Annotated in this window: 16 protein-coding genes; 6 read left to right on the plus strand and 10 right to left on the minus strand. The window is 69.6% G+C overall.

The genetic code is table 11. The features are described 5' to 3' along the window. Positions 1 to 116 precede the first annotated feature (116 nt). On the minus strand, positions 117 to 1,040 hold the full coding sequence (locus ACFVR6_RS12475; RefSeq protein ID WP_386963452.1) for a heme o synthase: 924 nt from the start codon (positions 1,038 to 1,040) through the stop codon (positions 117 to 119). Between the two features lie 239 nt (positions 1,041 to 1,279). On the opposite strand from ACFVR6_RS12475, the gene tkt reads away from it, so the two are divergent. From tkt to pgl, 6 genes are read left to right on the plus strand one after another with little or no spacing between them, the layout of a single operon-like run. Then, complete coding sequence (tkt, locus tag ACFVR6_RS12480) at positions 1,280 to 3,379, plus strand: transketolase (protein WP_386963454.1); 2,100 nt, start codon at positions 1,280 to 1,282, stop codon at positions 3,377 to 3,379. After that, positions 3,376 to 4,491, plus strand: coding sequence for a transaldolase (tal, locus tag ACFVR6_RS12485; protein ID WP_386963456.1), 1,116 nt, complete (start codon positions 3,376 to 3,378; stop codon positions 4,489 to 4,491). Before tkt ends, tal begins: the two co-directional genes overlap by 4 nt. Further along, entirely contained in the window at positions 4,488 to 6,116 is a 1,629-nt protein-coding gene (locus ACFVR6_RS12490) for a glucose-6-phosphate isomerase (RefSeq protein ID WP_386963458.1), read from the plus strand. Before tal ends, ACFVR6_RS12490 begins: the two co-directional genes overlap by 4 nt. An 8-nt stretch (positions 6,117 to 6,124) precedes the next feature. Then, on the plus strand, positions 6,125 to 7,675 hold the full coding sequence (gene zwf / locus ACFVR6_RS12495) for a glucose-6-phosphate dehydrogenase (protein ID WP_386963460.1): 1,551 nt from the start codon (positions 6,125 to 6,127) through the stop codon (positions 7,673 to 7,675). Next, a complete protein-coding gene (locus ACFVR6_RS12500) occupies positions 7,672 to 8,619 on the plus strand; it encodes a glucose-6-phosphate dehydrogenase assembly protein OpcA (protein WP_386963462.1) in 948 nt (315 codons plus the stop codon). Before zwf ends, ACFVR6_RS12500 begins: the two co-directional genes overlap by 4 nt. After that, a complete protein-coding gene (gene pgl, locus ACFVR6_RS12505; protein WP_386963464.1) occupies positions 8,612 to 9,397 on the plus strand; it encodes a 6-phosphogluconolactonase in 786 nt (261 codons plus the stop codon). The genes ACFVR6_RS12500 and pgl overlap by 8 nt, the downstream gene beginning before the upstream one ends. A gap of 72 nt (positions 9,398 to 9,469) precedes the next feature. Here pgl and ACFVR6_RS12510 read toward each other — a convergent pair whose 3' ends face one another. The 9 genes from ACFVR6_RS12510 to uvrC all read right to left on the minus strand — a co-directional run bounded on the left by ACFVR6_RS12510 (position 9,470) and on the right by uvrC (position 18,196). Beyond that, complete coding sequence (locus ACFVR6_RS12510; protein WP_386963466.1) at positions 9,470 to 9,823, minus strand: RNA polymerase-binding protein RbpA; 354 nt, start codon at positions 9,821 to 9,823, stop codon at positions 9,470 to 9,472. Between the two features lies 1 nt (position 9,824). Continuing rightward, positions 9,825 to 10,073 (minus strand): preprotein translocase subunit SecG, encoded by a 249-nt coding sequence (gene secG / locus ACFVR6_RS12515; RefSeq protein ID WP_191719171.1) that lies wholly within the window; start codon positions 10,071 to 10,073, stop codon positions 9,825 to 9,827. 153 nt (positions 10,074 to 10,226) lie between these two features. Further along, positions 10,227 to 11,015: a triose-phosphate isomerase gene (tpiA, locus tag ACFVR6_RS12520; protein WP_386963468.1), complete on the minus strand. Its 789-nt coding sequence runs from the start codon at positions 11,013 to 11,015 to the stop codon at positions 10,227 to 10,229. Continuing rightward, the gene (locus ACFVR6_RS12525; protein ID WP_386963470.1) at positions 11,006 to 12,220 is read right to left on the minus strand and encodes a phosphoglycerate kinase; all 1,215 of its coding nucleotides are present in this window, start codon (positions 12,218 to 12,220) and stop codon (positions 11,006 to 11,008) included. The genes tpiA and ACFVR6_RS12525 overlap by 10 nt, the downstream gene beginning before the upstream one ends. 5 nt (positions 12,221 to 12,225) lie before the next feature. After that, positions 12,226 to 13,230, minus strand: a complete 1,005-nt coding sequence (gap, locus tag ACFVR6_RS12530; RefSeq protein ID WP_386963472.1) for a type I glyceraldehyde-3-phosphate dehydrogenase — start codon at positions 13,228 to 13,230, stop codon at positions 12,226 to 12,228. Positions 13,231 to 13,383: 153 nt separating this feature from the next. Beyond that, positions 13,384 to 14,001, minus strand: coding sequence for a superoxide dismutase (locus tag ACFVR6_RS12535; protein ID WP_386963474.1), 618 nt, complete (start codon positions 13,999 to 14,001; stop codon positions 13,384 to 13,386). Between the two features lie 344 nt (positions 14,002 to 14,345). Then, the gene (gene whiA, locus ACFVR6_RS12540; protein WP_386963476.1) at positions 14,346 to 15,323 is read right to left on the minus strand and encodes a DNA-binding protein WhiA; all 978 of its coding nucleotides are present in this window, start codon (positions 15,321 to 15,323) and stop codon (positions 14,346 to 14,348) included. A gap of 61 nt (positions 15,324 to 15,384) precedes the next feature. Beyond that, positions 15,385 to 16,260, minus strand: coding sequence for an RNase adapter RapZ (gene rapZ / locus ACFVR6_RS12545; protein WP_386963478.1), 876 nt, complete (start codon positions 16,258 to 16,260; stop codon positions 15,385 to 15,387). 28 nt (positions 16,261 to 16,288) lie between these two features. After that, positions 16,289 to 18,196 (minus strand): excinuclease ABC subunit UvrC, encoded by a 1,908-nt coding sequence (uvrC, locus tag ACFVR6_RS12550; RefSeq protein ID WP_386963479.1) that lies wholly within the window; start codon positions 18,194 to 18,196, stop codon positions 16,289 to 16,291.

An 18,196-nucleotide genomic window follows, 5' to 3' on the forward strand; every position in this document is an offset into this window, starting at 1 on the left:
ACCGGAGGCTGCGGGCACGGGCGCAGCGACAACCGGCGACCGGATGCCGCGGGCACGGGCGCAGCGACAACCGGCGACCGGATGCCGCGACCGCGGCGCCCCCGCGCGGCCGAACCCTAGAAGGGCAGCAGCGGGTCGATCGCGATCGCGAGGAACAGCAGCGTCAGGTACGTGATGGAGGCGTGGAACACGCGCATCGGCTTCGCCTCGGTCCCGCGCACCGCGCGGTTGTAGAGCACGTGCGATTCGTACACGAACCAGCCGCCGAAGACGAGGGCGGACACGGTGTACACCAGGCCCATCCCGGCGACCGGGATCAGCAGCAGCGAGCAGGCGACCGTCGCCCACGCGTACAGGATGACCTGCAGCCCGACCTGGGTGCCGTTGCGGGTGGCGCCGAGCATCGGCACCTCGACCTCGGCGTAGTCACCCTTGTACTTCATCGACAGCGGCCAGTAGTGCGGGGGCGTCCACAGGAACACCACGGCGAAGAGGATGAACGGTGCCCACGAGAGCGAACCGGTCACGGCCGACCAGCCGATGAGCACGGGGAAGCAGCCGGCGATGCCGCCCCACACGATGTTCTGCTCGGTGCGGCGCTTGAGGATGATCGTGTAGATCACGACGTAGAAGAAGATCGCGAAGGCCGAGAGTGCGGCGGCGACCCAGTTGGTCGTGACCAGCAGCAAGACGGTGGATGCCACCGCCAGCGTCCACGAGAAGATGAGCGCGCCCCGCGGCGAGACCTCGCCTGTGACGAGCGGGCGGCCCGCGGTGCGCTTCATGTGCGCGTCGATGTCGCGGTCGAGGTACATGTTGAACGCGGCCGCAGACCCGGCGCTCATCGAGCCGCCGATCACGGTGGCCAGCACCAGCCAGATGTCGGGGAAACCGCCGGCGGCGAGGATCATCACCGGCACGGTGGTCACCAGCAGCAGCTCGAGAACGCGGGGCTTGGTCAGCGCGATGTACGCGCGGACGGTGCTGCCGAACGAGGGTGCCGTCGTACGCACACTGCTCGACGTCGTCGTGATATCCATTTCCCCCGCCATCGCCTTCTACCGCTGCCCCAGTCTATGCCATGACCTTCAGCCGCCGATCGCCCTCACGCGCGCACGCACACGTCATGAGAAGACCTCGATTACGCCCCGCGGGACCCCACTTCGGTATGCTGAGCACACACGCGCGCCAGTGCCGCCGACCCCGCTCATCCTCCGCTTTGTCGCGGGTTGCGGACCGGCTTTCGCATCACGCGCATTCCCTCGAGAAAGGCGACCGAGTGTCGGAGTTGCAGTGGGACGAGATCGATCGGCGCGCGGTGGACACTGCTCGTGTGCTGGCGGCGGACGCGGTGGAGAAGGTCGGAAACGGTCACCCCGGCACCGCCATGAGCCTGGCGCCGGCGGCCTACCTGCTCTACCAGCGGGTGCTGCGCCACGACCCCACCGACACCGACTGGCTCGGCCGTGACCGCTTCATCCTGTCGGCGGGTCACTCCTCGCTGACGCAGTACGTGCAGCTGTACCTCGGCGGGTTCGGACTCGAGCTCGACGACCTCAAGTCGCTGCGCACGTGGGGCTCGAAGACCCCCGGCCACCCGGAGTACGGTCACACCGCCGGCGTGGAGATCACCACCGGCCCGCTCGGTCAGGGCCTCGCGTCCGCCGTGGGCTTCGCCTACGCCGCCCGCTACGAGCGCGGCCTCTTCGACCCCGAGGCCCCCGCCGGCCAGTCGCCGTTCGACCACTTCGTGTACGTCGTGGCCGGCGACGGCGACCTGCAGGAGGGCGTCACCAGCGAGGCCGGCTCGCTCGCCGGTCACCAGCAGCTGGGCAACCTCATCGCGATCTACGACTCCAACCAGATCTCGATCGAGGACGACACCAACGTCGCCTTCACCGAAGACGTGGCCGCGCGTTACGAGGCCTACGGCTGGCACGTGCAGACGGTCGACTGGAAGCGCACCGGCGAGTACGTCGAGGACGTCGCAGAGCTGTACGCCGCGATCGAAGCCGCCAAGGGCGAGACCGACCGCCCCTCGATGATCATCCTCAAGACGATCATCGGCTGGCCGTCGCCCGGCAAGCAGAACACCGGCAAGATCCACGGCTCCGCCCTCGGCGCCGACGAACTGGCCGCCACCAAGAAGGTGCTCGGCTTCGACCCCGAGAAGTCCTTCGTCGTCGCCGACGACGTCATCGCACGCACCCGCTCGCTCGCCGAGCGCGCCGCCACCGAGCGCGCCGCCTGGCAGCAGGCGTTCGACGCGTGGGCCGCGGCGAACCCCGAGCGCAAGGCGCTGCTGGACCGCCTCGAGGCCCACGAACTCCCCGCCGACATCGCCGACGCCCTCCCCTCCTTCGAGGCGGGCAAGGATGTCTCGACCCGCGCGGCATCGGGCCTGGTCATCAACGCCCTCGCCGAGCAGCTGCCCGAGCTCTGGGGCGGATCGGCGGACCTCGCCGAGTCGAATCTCACCACCATCAAGAGCGCGAAGAGCTTCATCCCCGCAGAGTGGTCCACGCACGAGTGGTCGGGCTCGCCGTACGGCCGGGTGCTGCACTTCGGCATCCGCGAGCACGCCATGGGCGCGATCGTCAACGGCATCAAGCTGCACGGTCCCACCCGCCCCTTCGGCGGCACCTTCCTCATCTTCAGCGACTACATGCGCCCCGCGGTGCGTCTGGCCGCACTGATGAACGTGCCCTCGATCTTCGTGTGGACCCACGACTCCGTGGCCCTCGGCGAGGACGGCCCGACCCACCAGCCGATCGAGCAGCTGGCCACCCTCCGCGCGATCCCGAACTTCACGGTCGTGCGTCCGGCGGATGCCAACGAGACCGCCGCGGCATGGCTCGAGATCCTGCGCCGTCAGGGCAGCCCCACGGGCATCGCGCTGACCCGCCAGAACATCCCGGTGTTCGCCCGCGGTACCGGAGAGGCCGAGGGCGACGTGTTCGCTTCGGCCGACAACGTGGCCAAGGGCGCGTACATCCTCGCCGAGGCACCCGGCGGCACGCCCGACGTCATCCTCATCGCCACCGGCTCCGAGGTGCAGCTGGCCGTCGCCGCCCGCGAGACCCTCGCCGCCGACGGCGTCAACGCACGCGTCGTGTCGGCGCCGTCGCTGGAGTGGTTCGCCGAGCAGGATGCCGCGTACCGCGAGCACGTCCTGCCCGCCGCCGTGAAGGCTCGCGTCTCGGTGGAGGCCGGTTCCGCCCTCACCTGGCGCGGCATCGTCGGCGATGCCGGCCGGTCGGTCTCGATCGACCACTTCGGTGCCTCCGCCGACTACAAGACCCTGTTCGAGAAGTTCGGCATCACCGCCGAAGCCGTCGTCAACGCGGCGCGCGAGACGCTCAAGGAGACCCACGCATGACCACCCCCACCGCCCGGCTGTCCGCGGCCGGCGTCAGCATCTGGCTCGATGACCTCTCCCGCCAGCGCATCACGACCGGCAACCTGCAGGGTCTGATCGAATCCCGCGACGTCGTCGGGGTGACCACCAACCCGACGATCTTCCAGGGCGCGATCTCCGCCGGCATCGGCTACGAAGAGGCCATCGCCGCGCAGGCCGCCAAGGGCGCCTCGGCCGACGACACGATCTTCGCGCTGACCACCACCGACGTGCGCGACGCCTGCGACATCTTCCGCCCGATATACGACGCCACCAAGGGTGTCGACGGTCGCGTGTCGATCGAGGTCTCGCCCGACCTCGCGCACGACACCGCCGCGACCGTGGCGCAGGCCAAGGAGCTGTACGCGGCCGTCGACCGCCCGAACGTGCTCATCAAGATCCCCGCCACCAAGGCGGGGCTGCCGGCCATCACCGAGGTGATCGCGGCCGGCATCAGCGTGAACGTGACGCTGATCTTCTCGCTCGAGCGCTACAACGACGTGATCGACGCGTACCTCGCGGGCCTCGAGCGCGCCCACAGCGCGGACTTCGACCTGTCGCAGATCCACTCCGTCGCGTCGTTCTTCGTCTCGCGCGTGGACACCGAGGTCGACAACCGCCTCACCGCGATCGGCACCGACGCAGCGCTCGCGCTGAAGTCGAAGGCGGCCATCGCCAACGCGCGCCTGGCATACGAGCTGTTCGAGAAGAAGTTCGCCGAGAAGCGGGCGCAGGATCTCGTGGCCATCGGCGCCAACGTGCAGCGACCGCTCTGGGCCTCGACCGGCGTGAAGGACCCGGCACTGCCGGACACCCTCTACGTCACCGAGCTCGTCGCCCCCGGCACGGTCAACACCATGCCCGAGAAGACGCTGCAGGCGACCTTCGACCACGCCGAGATCACCGGCGACACCATCACCGGCGCCTACGCCGACGCCCACCGGGTGTTCGATGAGCTCGCCGCGATCGGCGTCGACCTCGTCGATGTCACCCAGGTGCTCGAAGACGAAGGCGTGGAGAAGTTCATCGCCTCGTGGCACGACCTGCAGGGCACGGTCGCCGCGGCGCTCGAAGGGGCCAAGGCCCGGGCATGAGCTTCGACATCCGGGTCACCGGGCACGCCAAGTCCACTGTCGACGAAACCCTTCCCGGTCTCGTGGGCAGCCTCATCGCCAGCGGCATCACCGCCGGCGATGGGAGCCTGTGGGGCCCGGATGCCGAAGCCGAAGCGTCCCAGCGCCTGGGATGGGTGCAGGCCGTCAGCGTCTCGCGGCCGCTGGTCCCCGAGATCCTGGCGCTGCGCGACGAGCTCGCCGCCCGCGGCATCACCCGCGTGGTGCTCGCCGGCATGGGCGGGTCGTCGCTGGCCCCCGAGGTCATCGCGCAGACCAGCGGCGTGCCGCTGGTGATCCTCGACTCCACCGCCCCCGGCCAGGTGCTCGCCGCGATCGACGGCGACACCGAGACCGGTGGTCTCGCCGAGACCGTGCTCGTGGTGTCGTCGAAGTCCGGCTCCACCGTCGAGACCGACTCCGCCAAGCGCGCCTTCGAGGCGGCCTGGCGGGACCTCGGCATCGACCCCGCCGCGCACATCGTCGTCGTCACCGACCCCGGCTCGCCGCTGGACCAGTCGGCCCGCGCCGACGGATATCGCGTCTTCAACGCCGACCCCACCGTCGGCGGCCGCTACTCCGCGCTCACCGCATTCGGCCTCGTCCCCACGGGCCTGGCAGGAGTGGACATCGAGGAGCTGCTCACCGAGGCCGAGGCGACGCTGCTGGAAGTGGCGATCGACAGCCCGGAGAACCCCGCCCTGGTGCTGGCCGCGGCCATCGCCGGGGGGACGCCGCGCCGCGACAAGCTCGGGCTGATCAGCGACGGCACCCACATCGTGGGTCTGCCCGACTGGATCGAGCAGCTCGTGGCCGAGTCCACCGGCAAGGACGGCACCGGCATCCTGCCCGTCGTGATGCTGCCGGTCTCCCCCGAGCTCGAGACCAAGCCCGCCGATCTGCAGATCCTGCGGCTCGTCGACGAGGCCCACGAGTTCCACCTGTTCGAGCACCACGAGGGCGAGATCCTCGTCTCCGGCTCGCTCGGCGCGCAGCTGGTGGTCTGGGAGTATGCCACTGCGATCGCGGGGCGGCTGCTGGGCATCAACCCGTTCGACCAGCCCGATGTCGAATCCGCCAAGGTCGCCGCGCGCGGTCTGCTCGAGTCCCGCCCCGAAGCGACCGCACCCGCGTTCGCGCAGGACGGCGTCGAGGTGCGCGTATCCGATCCGGCTCTCGCGGCATCCGGCACGATCGCCGGTGTCCTCGAGGCGCTGTGGGATCGCGTCCCCGCCGACGGCTATGTGTCGGTGCAGGCGTACGTCGACCGGCTCGCGCTCTCGCCGCTGGCGGGTCTGCGCGAGATGGTCGCCGCCGACAGCGGGCGGCCCACCACCTTCGGGTGGGGACCGCGCTTTCTGCACTCCACGGGGCAGTACCACAAGGGCGGACCCGCCAACGGCGTGTTCGTTCAGATCCTCGACGGCGGCCAGATCGACCTCGAGATCCCCGGGCGACCGTTCACCTTCGGTCAGCTCATCCGCGCGCAGGCGGCCGGCGATGCCGCCGTGCTCGCCCAGACCCACGGGCGCCCCGTCGTCACGTTCACCCTCACCGAACCGCAGGCAGAAGTGCTGACGCTGTTCGAAGCCGTCCTGGAGGACTGATACAACCGATGACCGTCGAGATCCAGCGCGGCCGCAACCCGCTGCGCGATCCGGACGACCGTCGCCTGAACCGCATCGCCGGTCCGAGCGCGCTCGTCATCTTCGGCGTGACAGGCGATCTGTCGCGCAAGAAGCTCATGCCCGCCGTCTACGACCTCGCCAACCGCGGGCTCCTGCCGCCCGGGTTCGCCCTGGTCGGCTTCGCCCGGCGCGACTGGGACGACGACGACTTCGCGCGCGTCGTCTACGACGCCGTCAAGCAGAACGCCCGTACGCCGTTCCGTGAGGAGACGTGGAAGCAGCTGCTGCAGGGCATCCGCTTCGTCTCGGGCGAGTTCGACGACCCCGACGCGTTCCGGCGTCTGCGTGAGACGGTGCACACGCTCGATGTCGAACGCGGCACGATGGGCAACCACGCCTACTACCTGTCGATCCCGCCGAAGGACTTCCCCCTCGTGGCGAAGCAGCTGAAGGCATCGGGGCTCGTCGACGACTCGTCCGCCGGAGACTCCAGCTGGCGTCGCGTGGTGATCGAGAAGCCGTTCGGCAGCGACCTGCAGACCGCGCGTGCGCTGAACGAGGCGCTCGAAGTGGCCTTCCCGGCCGACTCGATCTTCCGCATCGACCACTACCTCGGCAAGGAGACGGTGCAGAACATCCTGGCGCTGCGCTTCGCCAACGAGCTGTACGAGCCGATCTGGAACCGCAACTACGTCGACCACGTGCAGATCACCATGGCCGAGGACATCGGCGTGGGCGGGCGTGCCGGCTACTACGACGGCATCGGCGCTGCGCGCGACGTCATCCAGAACCACCTGCTGCAGCTGCTCGCGCTCACCGCGATGGAAGAGCCGATCTCGCTGGATGCCAAGCACCTGCGTGCCGAGAAGGAGAAGGTGCTCGCGGCGGTCCAGCTCCCCGAGGACCTCGCCACCGCCACGGCGCGCGGGCAGTACGCCGGCGGCTGGCAGGGTGGCGAGAAGGTCACCGGCTTCCTCGACGAGGACGGCATGGACTCGGGCTCGACCACCGAGACGTACGCCGCGATCAAGCTCGAGATCGCCACGCGCCGCTGGGCGGGTGTGCCCTTCTACCTGCGCACCGGCAAGCGGTTGGGCCGGCGCGTGACCGAGATCGCCGTGGTGTTCAAGCGCGCCCCGCAGCACCTGTTCCTGCGCAACCAGACCACCGAGCAGGGGCAGAACGCGCTCGTCATCCGCGTGCAGCCCGACGAGGGCGTCACGATCCGCTTCGGTTCCAAGGTGCCGGGGGCCGCCACCGAGGTGCGCGACGTCACGATGGACTTCGGCTACGGCCACGCGTTCACCGAGTCGAGCCCCGAGGCCTACGAGCGTCTCATCCTGGACGTGCTGCTGGGCGACCCGCCGCTGTTCCCCCGCCATGAAGAGGTCGAACTCAGCTGGCGCATCCTCGACCCTGTCGAGCAGTACTGGGCAGCCCAGGGCGGCCCCGTCGAACAGTACTCCCCGGGTTCGTGGGGACCGCCGTCGGCGGATGAGCTGCTGGCCCGCGACGGCCGCGTCTGGAGGCGTCCATGATCGTCGATCTGCCCGACACCACCGTGTCCCAGGTGGCGCGCTCCCTGGTCAAGGTGCGCGAAGAGGGCGGCGCTGTGGCCCTCGGCCGCGTGCTGACCCTCGTCATCGCCACCTCTCACGGTCTCGAAGAAGACGCGATCGACGCGGCCAACGACGCCTCGCGCGAGCACCCGATGCGCGTCATCGTGCTGATCAGCCACCGCGAGGGCGACGCCCGCCTCGACGCGCAGATCCGCGTCGGCGGCGACGCCGGGGCCAGCGAAGTCATCGTGCTGCGCGCCTACGGGGATGCCACCAGCAACCCCGACAGCCTCATCACGGGACTGCTGCTCCCCGATGCTCCGGTCGTGGCCTGGTGGCCCGATCACCCGCCGGCCGTCCCCGCGGAGTCCGGCATCGGACGCATCGCGCAGCGACGCATCACGGATGCCTCGACGAAGCCGTTCACGACCGACCGGCTGTCGACACTCGGGCGCACCTACGCGCCCGGTGACACCGACCTCGCCTGGACGCGGCTGACCCACTGGCGTGAGCAGCTGGCCGCTGTGCTCGACCAGCCGCCGTACGAGCCGGTCACCGCGGTCGAGGTGCTCGGCGCGGGCAGCTCGCCCTCCACGGCGCTGCTGGCAGCATGGCTGCGCCTCAAGCTCGAGGTGCCCGTCACGTGGCGTTACACGTCGCCCGACGAGTGGGACCACGGCATCCGCTCGGTGCGCCTCACCCGCGCCTCCGGCGACATCCTGCTCGAGCGCAAGAACGACATCGACGCGCACCTCGCGCAGCCCCAGCAGCCGGGTCACGAGATCGTGCTCCCCCGCCGCACGCTGCGCGAGTGCCTGGCCGAGGAGCTGCGCCGGCTCGATCCCGACGTCCTGTATGGTCGTGTCATCACGGAGGGCTGGGATCTGCTCGGCCCCGCAGTGACACAGGAGTCACATGGCTGAGTTCACCGCCGAGAAGCGGGTGGTCGTCCGGCCGGACCCCGCCCATGTCGCACGGTCGGTGGCGACCCGGTTCCTGTCGCGCATGACCAAACGGGGCCGTGCGGGACTGGTCAGCCATGTCTCGCTCACCGGCGGGGTGATGGGCGGCGTCGTCCTGCGAGCGATCGCCGAGCACCCCAAGCGCGACGAGGTGGACTGGTCGCTCGTGCACTTCTGGTGGAGCGATGAGCGGTTCCTCCCCCGCGAGGACCCCGACCGCAACGAGCGGGTCGGGCGCACCACGCTGTTCGATCACATCGACGTTCCCGCCGAGAACATCCACCCGATCCCCGCCTCCGACGCGGGCATCGACATGGATGCCGCGGCGGAGGCGTACGAGCGCGAGCTGGCGCGGTTCGCCGACGACGAGTCGGGCAACCCGTGGCCGTCGTTCCAGGTGACGTTCCTGGGCGTGGGCGCCGACGGGCACATCGCGTCGCTGTTCCCCGATCGCCCCGAGATCCAGGTCACCGACCGTGCTGTGGTCCCGGTGCGGGACTCCCCCAAGCCGCCGTCCGACCGCATCACCGTGACGCGCCCCGTCATCAACTCGGCCGTACGCGTGTGGATGGTGCTCGCCGGTGCCGACAAGGCTGCGGCGCTCGGGCTCGTGCTCGCCGGCGCCAGCTACGACAGTGTGCCCGCCGCGGGCGCCAAGGGCCGCAAGCGCACGATCATCTTCGTCGACGAGGCGGCTGCCTCGCAGGTGCCGCCCGAACTCATCGACGGCGAGTACTAGACCGTCCGTACAGACGAAGAAGGGGATGCCGTCGGCATCCCCTTCTTCGTCTGACCGACGTGCGGCCTCAGGTCACAGGCCGCGGCGCTCGCGCAGCTGCGTGAGCGCGTCGTCCAGGAGCGTCTCCGCCTCTTCTTCGGTGCGGCGCTCCTTCACGTAGGCGAGGTGCGTCTTGTACGGCTCGGGCTTGGCCAGCGCCGGCGGGTTCTTCTGGTCTCGCCCCGCGGGAAGGCCGGAGTGCGGAGAGTCGATGGTCTCCGGGATCTCCTCCTCGGCGATGCCGGCGGCGAAGTGGCGCACCGTCTCGTTGCCGAGGGCGTCCCAATACGACACCGACACACGGTCGGCGTGGAAGCCGTGGTCCTGCTCGCCCATCGGGCCGGCACCCACACGGGTACCGCGGATCGCGTTGCCACCTGTAGCCATGTCAGATTCCCTGGAACTTGGTGATCAGGCCGAGGGCCACGATCGAGACGAACCACGCGAGAGCGAGGATGACGGTGAAGCGGTTGAGGTTGCGCTCGGCGAGGCCCGAAGAGCCCATCGCCGACGTCATGCCGCCGCCGAACATGTCGGACAGCCCACCGCCGCGCCCCTTGTGGAGCAGGATCAGAAGGGTCAGCAGCAGACTGGTGATGCCCAGCAGCACCTGCAGAGAGAACTCGAGGATTGGCACAGTCGTAGAAGCCTTTCGCTGCGATCCCTGCGGACCGCACAAAGATCGAGTATACCGATGCTGCTTCGTCCGGGCGTATCCCCCGCCCGGCGACCGCGGATCACGCGGCCGCCGGACGGGAAGATGTCGCTGAACGCAGCGGAAACGCGCGGGTCAGACCCCGACGTGCTTCTGATAGCGGATGATCGCCGCGAACTCGTCCACCAACAGGCTGGCGCCTCCGACGAGTGCGCCGTCGACGTCGGGCTCGCGCATGAAGCTCGCGATGTTGCTCGACTTCACGGAACCGCCGTAGAGCACACGGGTGCGCTCTGCCGCTTCGGCACCGAGCTTGGCAGCCACGACGTCGCGGAGCTTTGCGCACACGTCCTGTGCCTGCTCGGGGGTGGCCGCCTGGCCCGAGCCGATGGCCCAGACCGGCTCGTACGCCACGACGATGTCGGCATCGGCGGGAACCGACTCGAGGGCGACCTCGAGCTGACCCACCGGCACCGCGCTGGCGCCGTGGGTCTCGAGGTCCTCGGCGGTCTCGCCGACGCAGATCACGGGCACGAGCCCGTGCCGCAGCGCCGCCTGCACCTTCGCCGCCACGACCTCATCGGTCTCGGCGTGGTACTGACGACGTTCGGAGTGCCCGATGATGACGTACGCGCAGTCGAGCTTGGTCAGGAAAGCACCGGAGATCTCCCCGGTGTAGGCACCGGAGTCGTGTGCCGAAAGGTCCTGCGCGCCGAGCGCGAAGGCGATCTTGTCGGCATCCAGCAGCGTCTGCACGGCACGCAGGTCGGTGTACGGCGGGAAGACCGCCACCTCGACACTGCCGTCCTCGTGCTTGGCATCCTTGAGCGTCCATGCGAGCTTCTGGACGAACGCGATCGCCTGCAGGTGATCGAGGTTCATCTTCCAGTTGCCGGCGATGAGCGGCGTGCGGTTCACTCCCATCCGAGCACCACCAGACCGGGCAGACGCTTGCCCTCGAGGAACTCCAGGCTCGCCCCACCACCGGTGGAGATGTGCCCGAACTCGTCGTCGGCGAAGCCCAGCTGACGCACGGCCGCAGCCGAGTCGCCGCCACCGACGACCGACAGGCCGTCGACTTCGGTGAGGGCCTGCGCGACCGCCTTCGTTCCTGCAGCGAACGCCTCCATCTCGAACACACCCATGGGGCCGTTCCAGAAGACGGTCTTGCTGCCGCGGATCGCATCGGCGAAGAGTCCGGCGGTCTTGGGTCCGATGTCCAGACCCAGCCCGTCAGCGCCGAACGGCGTCTCCTCCAGCGCGTCGACCTCGGCCACGACGTGGTCGGCGTCGGCTGCGAAGGATGCCGCCATGACGGCATCCACCGGCAGGACGATCTCCACGCCACGCTCAGTCGCATCCGCGAGGTAGCCGCGCACCGTCTCGAGCTGATCCTGCTCGAGCAGGCTCTTGCCGACCTTGTGGCCCTGGGCCGCGAGGAAGGTGTACATCATGCCGCCACCGATGCAGAGCTTCTGCACGCGCGGCAGCAGGTGCGCGATGACGCCCAGCTTGTCGCTGACCTTCGACCCGCCGAGGACGACCGTGTAGGGCCGCTCGGGGTTCTCGGTGAGGCGGTCGAGCACGTCGACCTCCTTCTCGATGAGGTACCCGGCCGCGGACGGCAGGATCTCGGCGAGGTCGAACACGGACGCCTGCTTGCGGTGCACGACGCCGAAGCCGTCGGAGACGAGCACGTCTCCGAGCTCGGCGAGCTGCTCCGCGAACGCGCGGCGCTCGGCTTCGTCCTTCGCCGTCTCCCCCGCGTTGAAACGCAGGTTCTCGATGATGGCGACGTCACCGTCTTCCAGTGCCGCCACGGCGTCGTGCGCCGAGGGGCCCACGGTGTCGCGGGCGAACGCGACGGGCTTGCCGAGCAGTTCCGACAGGCGCTGAGCCACGGGGGCCAGCGTGTACTTCTCGTCGGGGGCGCCGGCGGGCCGGCCCAGGTGCGAGCACGCGATGACACGCGCGCCCTGGTTGATGAGGTGATTCAGCGTGGGGAGCGCGGCCCGCACGCGGCCATCGTCCGTGATGACGCCGTCCTTCAGGGGGACGTTGAAGTCAGCACGGACGATGACGCGCTTGCCGGCCAGCGAACCCAGCGATTCGAGGGTGCGCAGAGCCATGATCGTCAGAGCTTGCTTGCGACCAGCTCGGTGAGGTCGACGAGGCGGTTGGAGTAACCCCACTCGTTGTCGTACCAGCCGACGATCTTGACCTGGTTGCCCATGACGCGGATGAGACCGGCGTCGAAGATGCACGAGTGCGGGTCGGTCACGATGTCGCTCGAGACGATGTCGTCCTCGGTGTACTTGAGGATGCCCTTGAGGGGGCCCTCGGCGGCAGCCTTGTACGCAGCCTTGATCTCCTCGACCGTGACGCCCTCGCGGGTCTCGATCGTGAGGTCGGTGGCGGAGCCGGTGGGCACCGGCACGCGCAGCGCGAAGCCGTCGAGCTTGCCCTTGAGCTCGGGCAGCACCAGGCCGATGGCCTTGGCGGCACCGGTCGAGGTGGGGACGATGTTCAGGGCTGCGGCGCGGGCGCGACGCAGGTCCTTGTGCGGGCCGTCCTGCAGGTTCTGGTCCGCAGTGTAGGCGTGGACCGTGGTCATGAGGCCACGCTCGATGCCGAACGTGTCGTTGAAGACCTTGGCCATGGGCGCGAGGCAGTTCGTGGTGCACGACGCGTTCGAGATGATGTGGTGGTTCTCGGGGTCGTAGTCGCCCTCGTTGACACCGAGGACGAACGTGGCGTCCTCACCGGTCGCGGGTGCGGAGATGAGCACCTTCTTGGCGCCGCCGGCGATGTGCTTGCGGGCGTCCTCGGCCTTGGTGAAGCGGCCGGTGGACTCGATGACGATGTCCACGCCCAGCTCGCCCCAGGGGAGGTTCGCGGGGTCGCGCTCTTCGAACACCTTGATCTTCTTGTCACCGATGGTGATCGAATCGGCGTCGTACGAAACGTCGGCGTCGAGGCGGCCGAGGATCGAGTCGTACTTCAGCAGGTGCGCCAGAGTCTTGTTGTCGGTGAGGTCATTCACCGCCACGATGTCGAGGTCCGCCCCCTGCGCGAGCGCCGCGCGAAGGTAGTTCCGTCCGATACGGCCGAAGCCGTTGATTCCGATCTTGACAGACACGATGTCTCCCGTTTCCGTCGCGCCGGTCGCGCCTGTTCGGCGCTCCGATCACGATCTTCTCTCGATAGAGAGGAGGTCCTCTCCAGACAGAGAGGATGCCGGAACCCCGCCCCGTTCCCGGGAGGATTCAGGCATCCTCACCTGCCTTTGACACTACAGCAGACCGGCCGTCTTCTCACGGGCAGTTGCGAAGCGATCGCCCACATTCTCCCAGTTGGCGATGTTCCAGAAGGCCTTGACGTAGTCGGCGCGCACGTTCTGGTAGTCGAGGTAGTACGCGTGCTCCCAAACGTCCAGGAGCAGGAGCGGAACGGTGCCGGCGGCGAACTGCGACTGCTGGTCGAAGAACTGCTGGATGATCAGGTTCTGGCCCAGCGAGTCCCAGAACAGTCCCGCCCAGCCGGAGCCCTGCACGCCGAGTGCGGCGGCGGAGAAGTGCGCCTGGAACTTGTCGAACGAGCCGAAGTGGTCGTCGATGGCCGAGGCCAGGTCACCGACGGGCTTGTCGCCGCCGTTGGGCGAGAGGTTCGTCCAGAAGATCGAGTGGTTGACGTGACCGCCGAGGTTGAAGGCGAGGTCCTTCTCGAGCTTGTTGACGTTCGCGAAGTTGCCGGTCTCCCGGGCCTCGGCGAGCTGCTCGAGCGCTGTGTTGGCGCCGGTCACGTAGGCCTGGTGGTGCTTGTCGTGGTGCAGCTGCATGATCTTGCCGCTGATGCTGGGCTCCAGCGCTGCGTAGTCATACGGCAGTTCGGGCAGGGTGTATTTCGCCATGTTCGCTTCTTCCTGTCGGCGCCGCGCCGAAGTCCTCGGGGCGGCGAGGGGACCTGATCATCCTAGTGAGCGACAACACGGCGGGCACGGGGTTGCTTCCCGCCGCCCAAGTAGCTATCCGCTGCCCCTCCCGCTCCCGGCCCCGGGCGCGCCGCGGCCGCCCCGCCCCGCGCCGTCCCCCACCTTCGCTGAGACGACAATTGGCGGACGAGACAATGGGAAACGACGGTTGTCTCGTCCGCCAGTTGTCGTTTCACCGGGGGACGTGCGGCGCGGGGACGCGGGCCGCGGCGGCGCCGGGCGCGGGCGCGACGCCGGGACGGGGCGGCGCGGAGGGTTCGGGGTCAGTCCTCGTCGCCGGCGGGAACGGCGGACTCGGTGTCGGGGACACCGTCGACTTCGGCCTTCTTGTCGGCCATGGCGAGCAGCCGGCGGATGCGACCGGCGACGGCGTCCTTCGTCAGCGGGGGCTCGGCGTGGTGGCCGAGTTCGTCCAGGCTCGCGTCGCGGTGCGCGAGGCGCAGCTCGCCGGCCTGGCGCAGGTGCGGGGGCACCTCGTCGCCGAGGATCTCCAGGGCCCGCTCCACGCGCGCACACGCGGCGACAGCGGCCTGGGCGGAGCGGCGCAGGTTCGCGTCGTCGAAGTTCACGAGGCGGTTGACGCCGGCGCGCACTTCGCGCCGCTGGCGCAGCTGCTCCCACTCGCCGGCGGTGCGCACGGCACCCATCTCGGCGAGGGTGGCGCGGATGGCTTCGCCGTCGCGGACGACGACGCGGGGAACCCCGCGCACCTCACGCGCCTTGGCGGCGATGCCGAGCCGGTGCGCAGCGCCCACGAGCGCCATGGCCGCCTCGCCGGAAGGGCAGGAGATCTCCAGTGCGGCGGACCGCCCGGGGTCGCTCAGGCTGCCCGCGGCGAGGAAGGCACCGCGCCAGATGGCGGCGAGGTCGGGACGCGCCCCGGTGGTGAGTTTGTTCGGCAGCCCGCGCACGGGCCGACGACGCTGGTCCAGCAGACCGGTCTGGCGGGCGAGGGTCTCGCCGCCGTCGATGACGCGCACGGCGAAGTGACCGCCCGCACGGCCGCCGGAGGCCTGCACGTGCGCGAGTTCGGGACGCACCCCGTAGATCTCCATGAGGTCGCGAGCCACGCGCCGGGCGAGTCCGTCGGACTCGAGTTCGGCTTCGACCGCGACGCGGCCGGCGATGGAGTGCAGTCCCCCTGAGAAGCGCAGCAAGGCCGTCAGCTCGGCGACTCGCGCTGTCGGGCGCGGGTCGCGGATGGCGGCCAGCTCGGCCTTCACGTCAGCGGTCAGGGGCACGGGAATCCTTCCAAGAGGGCGCAGGGGACAATCGTCCAGCTTACTCCCGACCGTGATGCCGTTATTCCCGACCGAGGTCCCGGTGCTTCACGCGCACGGCCACGCCGGGCAACGATGCCAGGCGCCGGGCCAGTTCCTCGGCGGTCGCCACGGAGCGGTGCTTGCCTCCGGTGCAGCCGATGGCGATGGTCGAATGCGGCTTGTTCTCGCGCTGGTAGCCGGCGACCACGGGCTTGAGCGCCGCCACGTAGGCGTCGAGGAACTCCGTGGCGCCGTCCTGCGAGAACACGTAGTCGCGCACCGCTTCGTCCTTGCCGGTGAACTGCTTGAGCTCCGGAACCCAGTAGGGGTTCGGCAGGAACCGCATGTCGGCGACGATGTCGGCGTCGGGCGGCATCCCGTACTTGAATCCGAAGCTCATCACGGTGAGGGTGTGGCGGGCGGATCCTTCGACGGAGAAGAGGTCGACGATGCGGGTGGCGAGCTGGTGGATGTTGTCGTGGGAGGTGTCGACGATGACGTCGGCGCTCTCGCGCACCCGCGCCAGCCGCACACGTTCTCGGTGGATGCCGTCCAGCAGCGTGCCCTCGCCCTGCAGCGGGTGGGGACGGCGCACCGATTCGAACCGGCGCACCAGCACCTCGTCGGAGGCGTCGAGGAACAGCACCCGCAGGTGCCGTCCGTCGCGCAGCGCCTGGGTGATGCGCGGGAGTTCGGCGAAGAGGTCGCGGCCGCGCACGTCGACGACGGCGGCGACCTTGGGCAGCGAACTGCCGGCGAGCTCACTGAGGTCCAGCAGCGGCCGCAGCATCTGCGGCGGGAGGTTGTCAACGACGTACCAGCCGAGGTCCTCCAGCGCGTTGGCGGCGGTGGTCCGCCCGGCTCCGGACATGCCGGTGACGATGAGGACCTCGCCCGCGTCCTTCGTACCTGCCATCCAGCGACCCCCGTCGTCGACTGCCAGCCTACCGGCGCGCGAGGTGCTCGTGGACCGTGGCCGCGAGCTTCGGGCCGATGCCGGGAAGCTCGGCGATCTGCTCGGGGGTGGCCTCGCTGAGCGCGGCGACCGAGCCGAAGTGGCGCAGCAGCGCCTTGATGCGCACCGCCCCGAGCCCCGGCACCTCGCTGAGCACGCTCTGGATGTCGCGACGGCGGCGCTTGCGCTGGTGGGTGATGGCGAACCGGTGCGCCTCGTCGCGCAGCCGCTGCAGCAGGTACAGCGCCTCGGAGGTGCGCGGCAGGATCACCGGATACTCCTCCCCCGGCAGCCACACCTCCTCGAGCCGCTTGGCGATGCCGCAGAGCGCGATCTCCTCGTGCCCGGCGTCGGCCAGCGCCCGTGCGGCGGCCTCCACCTGGGGCTTGCCGCCGTCGACGACGAGCAACTGCGGCGGGTAGGCGAACCGGGGCTTCTTGCGCGCCGGGGCGACCACCTCGCCGTCGGCGGTCGGCTCCTCGGGCTCGTCCTGCTCCTCGGGCCGGTCGAGGTAGGCGACGCGCCGCGTGAGCACCTGGTAGATCGAGTCGGTGTCGTCCGTCGTCTCGGGCACCCCGAACGTGCGGTACTGATCCTTGCGCGGCAGGCCGTCCTCGAAGACCACCATCGAGGCGACGACGTTCGTGCCGCCCAGGTGCGAGACATCGAAGCACTCGATGCGCAGCGGCGCCTCGGTGAGCCCGAGAGCCTCCTGCAGGTCGGTCAGCGCCTGCGTCCGCGCGACGTAGTCGCTCGTGCGGCGGGTCTTGTAGAGCATGAGCGCCTGCTGCGCGTTGAGGGTGGCCGTCTTCATCAGGTCGGCCTTCCGCCCGCGCTGAGCGACCTGGATCGTCACCCGTTTGCCGCGGCGCTCGCAGAGCCACTCCTCGAGGTCGGCGGCATCCTCCGGCAGCGCCGGCACCAGCACCTGCCGCGGGATGTCACTCGCGGCGGCATCACCGTAGGTGCGCTGCAGCACCTGGTCGACGAGGTCGGCGCCGGAGATGTCGATCTCCTTCTCGATCGTCGTGGCGCGCACGCCTCGCACGCGCCCGCCGCGGATGACGAAGTGCTGCACGGTGGCGGCGAGTTCGTCCTCGGCGATGCCGAACAGGTCGGCGTCGGTGTCGTCTGCCAGCACGAGCGCGCTCTTGCCGAGCACCGCGTCGATGGCCTGCAGCTTGTCGCGGTAGACCGCGGCGCTCTCGTAGTCCATCGCCGCGGCGGCCTCCCGCATGCGTGCGTTCAGCTCGCGGGCGAAGCGCTGGTCGCCGCCGGACATGAACGCGACGAAGTCGTTCACCATGGCGCGGTGCTCTTCGATCGTCACCTTCATCGAGCACGGGCCGCCGCACCGCCCGATCTGGCCGGGGAAGCACGGCCGGCCGGTCGCCATCGCCTTCTTGTACGACGAGTCCGAGCACGTGCGGATCGGGAAGACCTTGATCATCAAGTCGATCGTGTCGTGCACCGCCCACACCTTCGGGTACGGCCCGAAGTACTTGGCCCCCGGGATGCGGCGGTTGCGCGTGACGATGACGCGCGGCGCCTCATCGGCGAGGGTGACGGCCAGGAACGGGTAGGACTTGTCGTCCTTGTAGCGCACGTTGAACGGCGGATCGAATTCCTTGATCCACATGTACTCCAGCTGCAGCGAGTCGACGTCGCTGGCCACGACCGTCCACTCCACCGACGCGGCAGAGGTGACCATGCGCCGCGTGCGCTCATGCAGGGTGTGCAGCGGCGCGAAGTAGTTCGACAGCCGCGCCCGCAGGTTCTTCGCCTTGCCGACGTAGAGGACCCTCCCTGCGGCATCGCGGAAGCGGTACACGCCGGGGTTGGTGGGGATCTCCCCCGGCTTCGGCTTGTACGCGACGGTCGGAGCGGAGCGGGCCAT

This window comes from Microbacterium sp. NPDC058021, from assembly GCF_042885955.1.
In the GTDB taxonomy this organism is placed as follows: Bacteria; Actinomycetota; Actinomycetes; order Actinomycetales; family Microbacteriaceae; genus Microbacterium.